This window comes from Azohydromonas lata NBRC 102462, from assembly GCF_001571085.1.
Lineage (GTDB): Bacteria > Pseudomonadota > Gammaproteobacteria > Burkholderiales > Burkholderiaceae_C > Azohydromonas > Azohydromonas lata.
Window position 1 is genome coordinate 1 of record NZ_BCTC01000062.1, and the last position, 13,426, is coordinate 13,426.

13 protein-coding genes are annotated in these 13,426 nt (G+C 71.4%); 3 read left to right on the top strand and 10 right to left on the bottom strand.

What is annotated here, in order from left to right:
• The 4 genes from ALA01S_RS19750 to ALA01S_RS19765 form a co-directional block, all read right to left on the bottom strand.
• Window positions 1-2,827, bottom strand: a 2,827-nt coding sequence (locus tag ALA01S_RS19750; protein WP_157119131.1) for a hybrid sensor histidine kinase/response regulator, incomplete at its 3' end; no start/stop codon positions are given.
• A 188-nt stretch (window positions 2,828-3,015) separates the two neighbouring features.
• On the bottom strand, window positions 3,016-3,381 hold the full coding sequence (locus tag ALA01S_RS19755; RefSeq protein WP_238455865.1) for a DUF3140 domain-containing protein: 366 nt from the start codon (window positions 3,379-3,381) through the stop codon (window positions 3,016-3,018).
• A 2-nt stretch (window positions 3,382-3,383) separates the two neighbouring features.
• Window positions 3,384-3,590, bottom strand: a complete 207-nt coding sequence (locus ALA01S_RS19760; protein ID WP_066339938.1) for a hypervirulence associated TUDOR domain-containing protein — start codon at window positions 3,588-3,590, stop codon at window positions 3,384-3,386.
• A 132-nt stretch (window positions 3,591-3,722) separates the two neighbouring features.
• Window positions 3,723-4,004 carry a YkvA family protein gene (locus ALA01S_RS19765; protein ID WP_066340032.1) on the bottom strand — a complete coding sequence of 94 codons (282 nt, stop codon included), beginning with the start codon at window positions 4,002-4,004 and terminating at the stop codon, window positions 3,723-3,725.
• Between the two features lie 167 nt (window positions 4,005-4,171).
• Here ALA01S_RS19765 and ALA01S_RS19770 point away from each other — a divergent pair, with 167 nt between their 5' ends.
• Together ALA01S_RS19770 and ALA01S_RS19775 are read left to right on the top strand one after the other, a co-directional pair.
• Window positions 4,172-4,699 (top strand): YidB family protein, encoded by a 528-nt coding sequence (locus ALA01S_RS19770; protein WP_066339941.1) that lies wholly within the window; start codon window positions 4,172-4,174, stop codon window positions 4,697-4,699.
• Window positions 4,700-4,866: 167 nt separating this feature from the next.
• Window positions 4,867-5,334, top strand: coding sequence for a GNAT family N-acetyltransferase (locus ALA01S_RS19775; RefSeq protein ID WP_066339943.1), 468 nt, complete (start codon window positions 4,867-4,869; stop codon window positions 5,332-5,334).
• 60 nt (window positions 5,335-5,394) lie between these two features.
• On the opposite strand, the gene ALA01S_RS19780 is transcribed toward ALA01S_RS19775, so the two are convergent.
• From ALA01S_RS19780 to ALA01S_RS19805, 6 genes are all read right to left on the bottom strand, one after another.
• On the bottom strand, window positions 5,395-5,601 hold the full coding sequence (locus tag ALA01S_RS19780; protein ID WP_157119132.1) for a hypothetical protein: 207 nt from the start codon (window positions 5,599-5,601) through the stop codon (window positions 5,395-5,397).
• A 671-nt stretch (window positions 5,602-6,272) separates the two neighbouring features.
• The gene (locus ALA01S_RS19785; protein WP_066339947.1) at window positions 6,273-6,482 is read right to left on the bottom strand and encodes a 4-oxalocrotonate tautomerase; all 210 of its coding nucleotides are present in this window, start codon (window positions 6,480-6,482) and stop codon (window positions 6,273-6,275) included.
• Window positions 6,483-6,533: 51 nt separating this feature from the next.
• A complete protein-coding gene (locus ALA01S_RS19790) occupies window positions 6,534-7,292 on the bottom strand; it encodes a class II aldolase/adducin family protein (protein WP_066339950.1) in 759 nt (252 codons plus the stop codon).
• A gap of 257 nt (window positions 7,293-7,549) precedes the next feature.
• Window positions 7,550-7,873: a hypothetical protein gene (locus tag ALA01S_RS19795; protein ID WP_066339952.1), complete on the bottom strand. Its 324-nt coding sequence runs from the start codon at window positions 7,871-7,873 to the stop codon at window positions 7,550-7,552.
• A 105-nt stretch (window positions 7,874-7,978) separates the two neighbouring features.
• Window positions 7,979-11,008, bottom strand: a complete 3,030-nt coding sequence (locus tag ALA01S_RS19800; RefSeq protein ID WP_066339954.1) for an EAL domain-containing protein — start codon at window positions 11,006-11,008, stop codon at window positions 7,979-7,981.
• Between the two features lie 9 nt (window positions 11,009-11,017).
• Complete coding sequence (locus ALA01S_RS19805) at window positions 11,018-11,857, bottom strand: phosphate ABC transporter substrate-binding protein (protein WP_066339956.1); 840 nt, start codon at window positions 11,855-11,857, stop codon at window positions 11,018-11,020.
• A 524-nt stretch (window positions 11,858-12,381) separates the two neighbouring features.
• Between ALA01S_RS19805 and ALA01S_RS19810 the strand changes: the two genes are divergently transcribed.
• Window positions 12,382-13,251, top strand: a complete 870-nt coding sequence (locus ALA01S_RS19810) for a hypothetical protein (RefSeq protein ID WP_157119133.1) — start codon at window positions 12,382-12,384, stop codon at window positions 13,249-13,251.
• The last annotated feature ends 175 nt before the right edge of the window (window positions 13,252-13,426 follow it).

A 13,426-nucleotide genomic window follows, 5' to 3' on the forward strand; every position in this document is an offset into this window, starting at 1 on the left:
CCCCGCCGGCCGCAGCAGGGACCGGCGGGGCCGCCGGCCCGCGAGCGACTGCAGCACCGTCCGCGCCGCCGGCCCTGGAGGCCTTGGAAGCCGCAGGCCTGGCCAAAGCCGCGGGCGGCGGCGTGTCGCCTGACAGCGTGGCCTGCAGCACGTCCAGCGTGCGCTGCTCGGCGCGGCCGGTGACGCGGCGTATCAGCGTCACCGCGGCCTCCACGTCCAGCGGCTTGACCATGAAGCCGTCCATGCCCGCGGCCATGGCGGCCTCGCGCTCGGCCGGCATGGCCGCGGCCGACAGCGCCACCACCGGCAGCGCCGCCAGTTGCGGCTGGCGCCGTATCTCGTGCAGCGCCTCGTAGCCGTCCATCACCGGCATCTGCACGTCCATCACCACGATGTCCACGGCCCCGGCGTGCGCCATCAGCCAATGCAGTGCCCGCTCGCCGTTCTCGGCCAGCGCCACCAGCGCCCCCTCGCGGCTGAAGATGCCCTGCGCCACCTCGCGGTTGATGGGGCTGTCGTCCACCACCAGCATGCGCAGCCCCTGCAGCCGGCCCAGCGGGCGCGGCGCGGCCACGGCGTGGCGCACCGGCGCCGCGCCGCGCGGGGCCTGCCGCGCGCGCTGCACCGCCGCCAGCAGCATGGCCGGCGTCACGGGCTTCACGAGCACCGCGTCGATCAAGTCGCCGCCCGGGGCGGCCGGCAGCGCCTCGCGCAGCGCCGGCGCCTGCGCGGCCGGGCACAGCAGCACCAGCACGCGCGGCGAGGGCGCCACGGCCGCCGCCTCGTGCAGCGTGCGCACGGCATCCAGCCCCGCCGCGTCCGCGGGCGTGTCCAGCACCACCACGTCGAAGCCGCCGCTGCCCTGCGCGGCGCGCTGCGCCAGCGCCTGCGCGGCCTGCGCCGCGTCGTCCGCGGCCTGCACCGTCCAGTGCAGCGTGGCGGCGCAGCCCTGCAGCGCCTGGCGCAGCTCGGGTCGCGCGGTGGCGGCCAGCATCTGCAGCCGCGCCGGCGTGGGTGGCCGGGCGGCGGCCGCGTCGCGCACGAGCCGCACCGTGAACCAGAACTCGCTGCCCTGGCCCGGCGTGCTGTTGACGCCCATGTCGCCGCCCATCATGCGCACCAGGCGGCGGCAGATGGCCAGGCCCAGCCCCGTGCCGCCGAAGCGGCGCGAGGTGGAGACGTCGGCCTGCGTGAAGGGCGCGAACAGCGCGGCCTGCTGGCCCTTGGGGATGCCTATGCCGGTGTCGCGCACCGTGAAGCGCAGCAGCGCGCGCTGCCCGTCCTCGGCCTCCAGATGCAGCGCCACCTCCACGAGGCCGCGCTCGGTGAACTTCACGGCGTTGCCCGCCAGGTTGACCAGCACCTGCTCCAGCCGCAGCGGGTCGCCGCGCAGCCGCTCCAGGCCCGGGGGCGGGGGCTGTATGACCAGCTCGATGTCCTTGCCCGCGGCGGTGGTGGCCATCACGGTGGCCAGGCTGTCGAGCACGTCGTGCAGGCTGAAGGGCGTGTCCTCCAGCTCCAGGCGGCCGGCCTCGATCTTCGAGTAGTCCAGGATGTCGTTGATGATGCCCAGCAGCGAGCGCCCGGCGCTGTGCACCTTGCGCACCAGCTCGCGCGCCTCGGCGCCCAAGTCGGACTTCTCCAGCAGGTAGGCCAGGCCCAGCACGGCGTGCATGGGCGTGCGTATCTCGTGGCTCATGTTGGCCAGGAAGCGGTCCTTGGCCGCGTTGGCCGCCTCGGCCTCGCGCACGCGCAGCGCCAGCTCCGTGTTGAGCCGCGTGCGCTCCAGCAGCAGCGCCTGCACCGCCGCGGTGGCGCGCTCGCGCTCGGCCGCGTCGGCCTGCTGGCGCCGCGCGCCGCGGTAGATGGCCGCGGTGGCCGCGGCCGTCACCAGCACCACCAGCGCCGCCAGGGCGCAGATGAGCAGCGCGTTGCTCTCCCAGCCGCCGATGTAATCGTCGGTGGCCAGGCCCACGATCACGTAGAACGGGTACTTCTGCAGCCGCCGGTAGCTGTTGCTGCGCTCCACGCCGTCCAGCGCGGTGGTGGCGACGTAGGCGCCCTCGTCAGGCGCCTGGCGCAGCGCCTGGCGCAATTGCGCGGAGACGTTGCGGCTGCCCACCGCGTCGTGCGGCGTGGGCGCGCGGTGCACCAGCGCCAGGTCCGTGGTGCGCAGCGTGACGGCACCGTGCGCGCCCAGCGACAGCGCCATGACCTTGCTGAACTCGGTGGTGGGGACGCTGGCGTGCACGATGCCGGCGAAGCTGCCGTCCGGGCCGCTGAGCCGGCGTGCCAGCACGATCACCCACTGCTGCGTGATGCGGCCGAACAGCGGGCCGGAAACGATGAGCCCGGCGCGCGGGTCGGTCTTGGCGCGCAGGAAGAAGTCGCGGTCGGCGAGGCTGACGGGCGAGTCCACGGTGGCCGCATGGCCCCAGCGCACGAAGCCGTCGGCGCCGGTGGCGCGCAGCGTGGCCACCTCCGGCAGCAGCGCCTGCTGCGCCGCCAGCAGGCTGTTCAAGCGCGCGTCGCGCTGCGTGCCCTGCTCGGTGGTGGCCGCGTATTGCGCCGCCACGGTCTGCAGCACGATGTCGGCCTTGTCCAGCGTGGCGCTGACCTGGCGGTCCATCAGCGTGGCCAGGTTCTGCGTGGCCGAGAGGGCACGCTCGCGGTAGAGCTCGTGGTCGTGCCACAGGACCAGCGACACCAGCGCCGCCATGAGCAGCGCGATGGTCAGGACGAAAGCGGCGTAAGGCCCCCACGACACCCTCGCCGCCGCACCCGTGGCCGCGCCGGGCTCGCGCTCGGCATCCAGGGCTGGGGGCAAAGTGGCTGACGAAGCGGGAGGAGGGGACCAGGCCACGGCGGGAAAGAGAAACCAGTTGCAAAGGAGGCCCTCCCGCGAACAGGGTGGGCGGCCGGCATGGTGCCATGCCGCCGTGGCGCCACAGGGCCGTCTGCCTTGCTGTTACACGCCCGGCGCGAGGCGGGGCGCAGCGGGCGGGGTGGCCGGATTCAGTCGGGCTCGTCGCGCAGCGGGTCGTGGCCCCAGTTCATGAGCGACCAGCGCCAGCGCGTGTCGCGCACGTCGCCGCTTGGGCGCTGCGCCAGGTGGCGGTGCACGTAGCCCACGACCTTGCGCATCTGCCGGTAATCCTCCGCGTCGAGCTGCGCGTGCTTCTTGCGCAGCAGCTCGACGATGCGGCGGCCGGACTGGTGCCCCACCGCCTCGTGCTCGCCCTCGTGCGTGAGGCCCACCTGGCGCGACTGCTGCGTCTGCAGCCAGCGCTCCAGGGCGGAAGGGGACATGTTCACCACGTCCTCGAAGGCCTTGATCGTGGCGGCCTGCTCTTCTTGCTCCTTGCTGTGCTCCACGGCCACGGCTAGGCCTTCCTCAAGGCGTCGGCCTTGTGCACGGCCTTGCGGCCGGACTTGTCGCTGCGGACCTCGTACTGGGGCTGCTGCGGCGAGGCCTTGGCGGTGTGGCCGCCGGCGTGCGCCTGGCCCGTCACCTTGCGCGTGACGCTGCCGTGCGTGGGGCCCTGCGGCGTATTCCATTCGACCGCATCGCCTTTTTTCAACTCGGACATGGCCTGCTCCTCGGGTGTGCGCGGCTTCGTGACCGGGGCCGCAGCGTTGCGGCCCCGGTCCTGCCATCCGGGGCAACCCACATGCCGAGGACCCGGGGAAAGCCTGAGGCGGGCCGCTGGGAAACGCCGCTGCTAGGCGCGGGTGCCGAAGCGCTGGTCGGCGGCGCGGGCAATGTGCGGCGGCAGCCGGTTGAGCAGGAAGCGTATGGCCAGCGGCACCAGCACCACGTCGTCCAGCACGCCTATCACGGGCAAGGCGTCGGGCAGCAAGTCCACCGGCGACAGCAGGTACAGCGCGATCAGCGCCGTGCCCCACTTGAGCCAGGCCGGCGACTGCGGATGGCGCAGTGCGAACCACAGCCGCCGTGCGTCGCCACGCACCACGGTCCACAACAGGGTCAGTCGCTTCCACATCGTGAGGTACTCCATGCGGGCGCAAAACAGCACGCCCAGGGGCGACATGGTGCCTATGCGGCCCGCACACAAGGCCGTGGGGACATGCGGTCACAGTTGCGTGCGGTGCGCCGTGCCGCGCATGGCGCTTGCCCGCTGCGCAGGCAGACAGTGCGCAGGAGTCGGCCATGGGCTTGCTGGACCAGTTGCTCGGTGGCGCCGCGGCGGCGCAGGACGAGGGCCAGGGCGCGCCCGCGCCGGGCGCCGCGCCGGCCGACGTGGGCCTGCCGGTGCTGGCCGCGCTGCTGCCGGTGGTGCTGGGCATGCTGGCCGACCGCCAGGGCCCCGGCGCCGCGGCCGCCGTGCCGGCCGCGGCGGCGCAATCGCCGGCGCTGTCCTCGGCGCTGGCCGGCGTGGGGGGCCTGGCCGGGCTGCTGGCGCGCTTCTCGCGCCACGGCCACGGGCCGCTGGCCAGCTCCTGGGTGACGGCAGGGGCCAACGAGGCCCTGGCGCCGGCCGTCGTGGGCGAGGTGTTCAGCGCGGCCGAGCTGCGCGCCATCGCCGGGCGCGCCGGCGTGGCCGAGGACGAGGCGCGCCGCGGCCTGGCCGCGCTGCTGCCCGCCGTGGTGGACCACTTCACCCCCACCGGCGAGCTGCCCGCCCGCGACCGGCTGCTCACCGCCCTCACCGACTACGAAAAGCGCCTGCCGCACTGAGCGGCGCGCTCATGGCGACCACGCGGCACCGCCTTGCCTGCGCGCCGCGGGATCGGCTATCCCTAAAAACCCTGTGGTGCGACAGGTTACCGAGCGGTCACGGCAGTGCGGGCCGCCGGGCGCGCCAAGCTGTGGTGCCCGCGCTGCGGCACATGGGGAGTCCAGGCATGTTCATCATTCCCACGATCCGGCTGGCGCTGCCGGACGAGGCAGCCCGCATCGCGCTCATGTCGCGCGAGTACATCGAGTTCGACCTGGGCTGGAGCTGGCGGCGCGGCCGCGTGCTGCAGGCCATGGCCGATCCGACCATCAACGTGGCCGTGGCCCATGCCGGCGACGGCGGCCTGCTGGGCTTCGGGATCATGGAGTACGCCGAGCAGCACGCCCACCTGGCGCTGCTGGCCGTGGCGCCGGCCTACCAGCGCCAGGGCGCGGGCGCGCGGCTCATGGCCTGGCTGGAGGCGCCGGCGCGGCTGGCGGGGCTGGAAAAGATCCGCCTGGAGGTGCGTGCCGACAACCCCGGCGCGCTGGCCTTCTACCGCCGCCTGGGCTTCGCGGCCACGGGCCGCTCGGCCGGCTACTACGGCGGCGTGATGGACGCCGTGCGCATGGAAAAAAGCCTGCGCCTGCGCTGAAGGGCCGCGGCGCCGGGCGGCGGCCCGCCCAGCGGCTTCACGCCGGCGCGGCGCGCCGGCTCATCGCCGGTCGGAGCGGGCGCACAGGTGCACGACCAGCGCGAAGCCGTTCATGGCCACGCCCAGCACGCCCAGCGTCACCAGGAATTCCTTGTACGGAAGGTTGGACGGCGCCAGCAAAAGTATCCCGATGATGTTCAGGCCCAGGCCGATGATGGCCATGGCGATCGGGTGCCTCTGGTGCAGGGTCCTGCTGGAGAGCAGCATTTTGAAATCCTTTCCCAAACCGGCCGGCGCGCCACCGGCGGGCATTTCACCAGGACCTGTCGCCGCACCTGGATTCAGGCGCAGCACCACCGGCGCATCCCGCGCCTCCAATGTCCGGCGGAGGGCGCCTCGCTGCCAATCAGGCATACGCCGCCCAGGCCTGGAAATTGGGGGTGCAGCGTCAAGGGCAAGCGCCGTTCCGGCACATGGCGCAATTACGCAGGATCCGGGGGTATTTCAGCGAGATGGCACGTAAGTTGACATAACCATCATTGCAGGCTGTTTCGCCGGGGCTGCTCCGGGCGGCAGCCGACGGGCCGCTGCCGCTGCTCAGGCGTGCCGGGCTGCCCGAGGCTGCACAAGCGGCCCTGCGTACCGGTTTTTATTCCCCAGCTCGTCTATTCATGTATTGAATTATTAATGTATTGAATTCGTGTTGACTTCGAATCTTTTTTCTCGTGTTTCTGGGATATTGGTTATTTATTGAATAACTGCAATTTTCGATTGAAATCGTCCTGGCGTTGTTGCCCGTTTTTCAAATGGATTGCTTATCTTTTTGTATGTGAATCAACGCATTCTTTGAATGCGGTGAAGCCTGCCGTTGAAAAACCGCCGTCATTTCCGTGAATGGACATGACGGCGGTTTTCAGGCGGTGTATTTCGCGGCTTTTTTATTCCGCCGCCGGTGCCGGCGGCGCCTTGTCGCTCCAGAGCTGGCCGCCGCTGGCCCAGTTGTGGCGGGCCACGTCGAAGAACAGCACGTCCACGCCGTCGGCCTTGCCGCCGAGCACGCGCACGCAGGCGTCGGTCAATTCCTTGGCCAGGGCGGCCTTTTGCTCGGCCGTGCGGCCCTCGAACAGTTCAACGCGAATGGTCGGCATAAGAGTCTCCTTGGAGGGGAAGCTGAAAAAAAGAAATACGGCTCGCGCTGTTCAGTCGCGAAAGCCCGGCGAGAGCCGGTCGGCGCGGCGCAGCAGCGCGGGCCACTCGGCGTCGCCGTCCCACTCGCTGCCGTCGCCCACCCACTGGCGGTAGGTGCCCTCGGCCAGCGCCGCGTCGGCCACGCGCAGGCTGCCCGGCGCCGCGGCCATGGCGCGCAGTTGCGCCTGCGCGGCGCGCTCCAGGATGTGCATGAGCATGAAGGCCTCGGCCACCGTGCGGCCCACGGTGAGCGTGCCGTGGTTCTCCAGGATCAGCCCGTCAAGGCTGCCCAAGCGCTGCACCAGGCGCTGCTGCTCCTCGCCGCCCAGGGCCAGGCCCTCGTAGGCGTGGCGCCCAAGGCGGCCGTGCAGCCGCATGGCCCATTGCGAGGTGGGCAGCAGCCCGTCGGGGAGCATGGACAGCGCCACGCCCCAGGGCGCGTGCAGGTGCACCACGCACTCCACGTCGGCCCGCGCGGCATGCACGGCGCCGTGGATCGCGAAGCCGCTGGGGTTGACGCGGCGGGCGCTGCCGTCCACCACGCGGCCGTGCACGTCCACCTTCACCAGGTCGCTGGCACGCACCTCGTCGAAGGCCAGGCCGAACTCGTTGAGCAGGTAGACGCCCGGCTCGCCCGGCACGGCGGCGGAGAGATGGGTGTAGATGGTGTCGTCCCAGCCGGCCAGGGCGGCCAGCCGGTAGGCGGCGGCAAGGTCCACGCGCACCTCGCGCTCGGTGCGCGGGCGCCGTGCAGGGGATACAGCAGTCATGGCAGGGCGGATGGAGGGTCGTGGGCGTTGGGGGCACAGCCCTTGCGGCGGGCGCGCCGCGCAAGGCGCGCGCATGTTGCACCAATCGCCGCGGGCCGGTGACCTGCCCGGCATGTCCAGCGCACGCCAGCGCGCCGGCCGCAACGCCGGCGGCCCAGGATGTGGGCCGCCAACGCCGCGAGCCGGCGCACCGGGGAGCGTGAACGCCGCGCTGCGCCCGGCGGTGACGGGCCACCGGGCGGGCGCGGCGCCTGCGCTTACTTGCTGGACAAGGCCTTGATGGCCTGCTTGTCCTCCTCGTGGATCTGCTTGGCCTCGGCCTTTTGCGCCTTGTTCACGGCCTTTGCTTCCTTCTTGCAGGCCCGTTCGGCGCTGCCGTCGGCGCCGACTTCGCAGTCGGCCTTGTTGAGCTCGTGGTTGGCGTCGGCAATGTCCTTGCGGGCCTCGTACTCGCCCTTGGACTGGGTCTTGAGGTCCTTGGCCTCCTGCTTGGAGATCGCAGGCGTCTCCTGCGCCACGGCGCTCACGCCCTGGCAGGCCAGCGCGGCGGCAAAGACGGCGGCGAAAACGGTGCTCTTCATGACGGTGTTTTGAGAGAGGTTGGACACGCCTTTCCCTTGGCAAGCACCGTGCCCTGCCCCCTGAGGGCCCCCTTCCGGCACCCGCCCGGGGTGCCGCCTGCGCTTTCAGGCCACCGCCTGCAGCGCGGCGCCTTCCGCGGGCGGCAGCGGCAGCCGGCGGCCGCAGGCCAGCAGCGCCGCGTAGTCCGCCGCGGGCAGCGGGCGGCTGAACAGGTAGCCCTGCAGCTCGTCGCAGCGCTGGCGGCGCAGGAACAGCATCTGCGACTCCGTCTCCACGCCCTCGGCCACCACGCGCAGCCCCAGGCTGTGCGCCAGGCCCACCACGGCGTTGCAGATGGCGGCGCTGTCGGGGTCGGTGCCCAGGTCGCTCACGAAGGAGCGGTCGATCTTGAGGTGGTCCAGCGGGAAGCGCTTCAAGTGGCTCAGCGAGGAGTAGCCGGTGCCGAAGTCGTCCAGCGACAGCCCAACGCCCAGCGAGCGCAGCCGCGTCACGGTGGCGATGGCCGACTCCACGTCGTGCATGGCCGCGCTCTCGGTGATCTCCAGGCCCAGCAGGCTGGGCCGCAGCCGCTGCTCGCGCAGCGACTGCGCCACCAGGCCCACCAGGTCCGGATGCCGGAACTGCCGCGCCGAGAGGTTCACCCCCACCTGCGGGACGTTCAGGCCCTGGTCCAGCCATTGGCGCTGCTGGCGGCAGACCTCGCGCAGCACCCACTCGCCCAGGGCGTCTATCAGCCCCGTCTCCTCGGCCAGCGGGATGAAGTCCGCGGGCGACACCATGCCCCGGCGCGGGTGGTGCCAGCGCACCAGCGCCTCCGCGCCCACCACCTCGCCGCCGCGCAGGCTCACCTGCGGCTGGTAGTGCACCAGCAGCTCGCCGCGCTCCAGGGCGCGGCGCAGGTCGGCCTCCAGCGCCAGCCGCGCGGCCACGCGCTGGTTCATCTCCGGCGCGAAGAAGTGGAAGCGGTGGCCGCCGGCGGCCTTGGCATGGCCCATGGCGGTGTCGGCGTTGCGCAGCAGCGCGGCCAGCTCCTGCGCGTCGTCGGGGAACAGGCTCACGCCTATGGAGGCCGCGGGGCGCAGCTCGCAGCCGTCGAGCACCTGCGGCTCGGCGATCTCCTTGAGCAGCGCCGCGGCCACGCCCGCGGCGTCGGCGGCGCTGCGGATGTCCTTGAGCAGCACCACGAACTCGTCGCTGCCCAGCCGCGCCACGGTGTCGCACTCGCGCACCGAGCCCTGCAGCCGCCGCGCCACGCTGCACAGCAACTGGTCGCCGCTGTGGTGGCCCAGCGTGTCGTTGACGAGCTTGAAGCGGTCCAGGTCCAGCAGCATCACCGCCACGCGCTTGTCCTGGCGCCGCGCGTCGGCCATGGACTGCTGCAGCCGCGCGTGCAGCGTCACGCGGTTGGCCAGCCCGGTGAGGGTGTCGAAGGCGGCCTGGTGCTCCAGCTGGCGCTGCACGCGCTGGCGCTCGGCCGCCTCGCGCAGGCTGGCGATGCCGTAGGCCAGGTCGTCGGCCAGCTCGGTAAGCACCTTGATCTCCTGCGCGTCGAAGGCGTCCACCTCCTGCGCGTAGATGCACAGCACGCCCAGCACGCCGGCGCGGGCGCGCAGCGGCAGCGCGATGCACGAGGCCAGGCCGCGCTCGCGCGCCGCGCCGTGCCAGGGCGCGAGCGTGGCGTCGGCGGCGATGTCGCGCACCAGCAGCACGCGCGCGTCGCGCACGGCGGCGCCGGCAATGCCGTGGCGCTGCGCCGCGTCGTCCCAGCTCAGGGCCAGGCCGTCCACGTAGTCCTTGTCCACGCCGGCCAGGGCCAGCGGCGCGATGCTGCGGCGCGGGTCATGGCGCGCCTCGCCCACCCAGGCCAGCCGGTAGCCGCCCATCTCCACGACGTGGCGGCAGATGAGCTGCACCAGCTCGGCCTCGTCGGTGGCGCGCACCAGCGTCTCGTTGCACTGGCTGAGCACGCGCAGCGTGCGGTTGACGCGGCGCAGCTCGGCGGCCTGCTCGGCCTGGTCGGCCTGCGCCTTTTGCAGCGCGTCGGCCATGCGGTTGAGCGAGGCGGCCATGCTGCCGAGCTCGCTGCGGTCCTGCACCGGCAGTCGCGCCTGCAGGTCGCCCGCGGCCACGCGGCCGGCGAAGTGCATGCACGCGCGCAGGGCGCGGTCTATGCCGCGGCCCACGCGCAGCACCACGGCCGTGCCCAGCAGCAGGGCCACCAGGGCCGACGCGGCCACCGCCCACTGCGTGGCACGGCCCAAGTCGTCCAGCATGGTGTGGGTGGCCTGGTCGGCGGCGGCGGCGCGCAGCGCCAGGCGGTCCAGCAGCGGCTCCACGGTGTGCGCGGCGGCCAGGTAGCGCTGGCAGGCCTCGTCGATGGCGGCTTCCACGGCCACGTAGTCGGCGAAGCTGCGCTGGTAGTCGCCGGCCAGGCGCAGCAGCTCCTGGCGCTGCGCAGGTGCGAGCGCGGCCTGGGCCATCGCGGCCTGCAGTTGCGAGGCCAGCGCTTCGAAGCGGTCGGCCGGGATGCGCGTGTGCAGCAGGATGAAGTTCTTCTCGGCGCGGCGCAGTTGCAGCAGCAGCATGGGCAGCGGCGCGGGGCTGTCCTGCAGCAGCGCTTCCAGCGCCTGCGCGCTTTGCAGCATGCGGCCCTCCAGGCCGGCGTCGCGCCGGCCCAGCCGGCCGTACAGCTCCACCACCAGCAGGAAGCCCTTTTCGTACTGCTGCGCGGCGTTGTGCACGTCGGCGGCCTCGGCGGCCACGGCCGGGTCGCGGGTGAGCGAGCGCACCTCGGCCATGGCCCGCCCCAGGCCGGCCAGCTGGTCCTGCAGCAGCGTGGCGTAGCGCGCACGCGCCTCCTCCCAGCCGTACTCGCGCACGCGCAGCAGGAAATCCTTTTCGCTGCGCCGCGCGCGCAGCAGCTCGGCGCGGGCGTCGGCGGTGAGCTCGGCGATGCGGTTGTCGCCGTTCAGGAAGTCGTTCATCGCCCGCTGCGCATGCCGCTGGCTCAGCAGCGAGATGCCGTCGGCCGTGAGCGTGAGCAGCAGCAGCACGGCAAAGCCGCTCAACAGCCGCGCGCGCAGGCTCCAGCCGGCCACGGCGTGGCGCAAGCGGACGAGGCTTTCGCGCAGCATGGGGGGTCCTCAGTCCAGGTAGGGCACGAAGCCGTGCGCCACGATCAGGTCCGTGACCTGCGAGGACGCGCAAAACGCGATGAAGGCCTGCGACAGCGCACCGGGCTGCCCGCGCGTCACCAGCCCCAGCGGCCGCACCAGCGGGTAGTCGCCGCGCGCCACGTTGCGGCTGGTGGCGGCGATGTCCTCGTCGGCCAGCAGCCGCAAGGCGGCGCCGGCCTGGCGGCTGCGCTCGGCCTCGCCCACGGAGACGAAGGCGATGGCGTTGCGGTGCGCCTGCACCGCCTGCAGCCGCTCGGCGTTGTCGCCCACGGTGTGCTGCGCCCGGAGCTGCTCCAGCGGCAGCTTGAAATGCTGCGCCACCAGCGCCGGCGAGCCGTGCTCGCCGCGGGCCGGGGCGATGCTCAGGATGGGCTCGTCGCGCCCGCCCAAGGGCTTCCAGTTCGTCACCCGGCCGCTGTAGATGGCCGCCACCTGCGCGTGGCTGAGCGACGTCACGGGGTTGTCGGCATGGACGACCAGGGCCAGGCCGTCGCGCGCGATGGGCAGGTAGCGCAGGTCCTGCTCGTCGCCGCGCAGCATGCGCGAGACCATGGCCACCTGCGCCTGGCCGGCACGCACGTCGGCCAGCCCGCGGCCGGAGTTGCTGTCGCCGACGTCCACGCGCACGCCCGCATGCTGCTGCTCGAAGCGCCGCGCCATGGCCTGCACCAGCGGCGCCATGGTGTTGGAGCCGCTGACCACCAGCACGGCGGGCGCCGGGCGCGGCTGCGCCTCGCCGGCACCGTGCCGGGTGAACAGCAGCAGCCCCGCGAGCAGGGCTGCGGCAAGCAGGAGAAGCTTTTTCATCCCTTTTCGTTGTTGTTGGTGGAGGCTCGGCCCGTCAGGCCTAGCCGGGGCAGCGCTGTGCCTGGAAACGGACACACCACGGCGGCCCCGATATTCCGGGCCGCCGCAGGCAAATTCGTTGCAGCATCGTCAACACCGGGCTTCGGGGGGCAATAAGTCACGCGCCTGCCGGGAACCACGCCGGCCCATACCTCGTCACGAGACAGGCCCGGGAAATGCCCTAATGGCCAGGATAAAACCCCGGGCAACACGTTGCGCCTTATTAATAAGCGTCAAACACAAACCATTTCCGAGCGGGTAGAAAAATTCCGTCAAGGATGAATTTGATTGTTTTGAAACCGTTTGTCCCGTGATTTAAAAAATATGCTTCAAGTATTTTGACTGCGGCGCGAGAACAGGTTTTCATTGACAAATAGGAGGCGGCGGCAGCCAATCAGCCCGCCCAAGCATGGTGCGGCGTGCTTGCGGATTCACAGACAAAAGACCCACAGGGATGCAGCGCAAGTTCAATGCGAGGAGACGTCATGTCCAATTTGCAGCTTGAATCCTGTCGGTCCACTATTTACATCCGTCCGCTGGCGGCGGGGTCGGCGATGTTGTGCGCGGCGGGCCTGGCGGCCGGCCTGGCCGCATTGCCGGCGGCCGCGGCACCCGGCGAGCAGGGTATGGGGGCCGGGGTGCGTTCCGAAAGCACGGACACATATTATGTGTATCCCGGACGGCCGCGCGTCTGGCTGTCGCGCCACGGCAATCTCACCCGTTTCGAAGGTCCGGCCGGTTATGACCATATTGGCGGCGGCACGGTCGGCGAGGGTTATGTGCTTTGCTACAACAGCCGCATCGCCTACGACGTGGGTTATACCGAATCGGGTTTCGGCACTTCCACGGCCAGTTGCAGCGGCAGTACCTGCACGGTGACGCGCACCACCACCGATGGTTTGTTCCGGCTGCGCCAGGTCATTTCCAAGGACACGGTGCAGCGGGCGGTCACCATAGAAATGACCTTGACGAAACTGGGCCAGACCACGGCCAGCAACGTCACCCTGCGCCGCCAGGTCGATTTCGACGTTGACGCCAGCGGCAGCCTGGGGTCGAACAATTTCACGAGCTGGTTTGGCGCCACGGAGCGCGAATCGGCATTTGCCTGGAATCCGGCCAATTACACCGCCAACGAGGGGCACATGATCATGCTGCGGCACCTGGAGCGCGTCCCGTCCTACGTGCCCTACACCGCCAAGGTGACCTTCTCCATCCTGGACACCAGTTGCAACCCGACCAACGCCGCCGCCTATGGGCCGGTGGAAGGCGACTACGGCGCCACCATCCAATACAACGTGGGCTCCATGGGCCAGGGCGCGGTCTTCACGGGCCGGGTGCAGTACCTGCGCAACTGAGGCCGCAAGCGGCCGGCGCGCCGGGCGCCGGCCCCGTTGCCCCAACAGTGGCAACAAAAGGTGTGGCCTGCGCCATAAGCCACGCTTGGCGCCGACGGCGGCCAACGGCAAGAAGAAAAACGCCGCCGGCTGGAGAGAATCCGCGCTCCCTACCGGCCCCGGGCCCGCCAGGAGC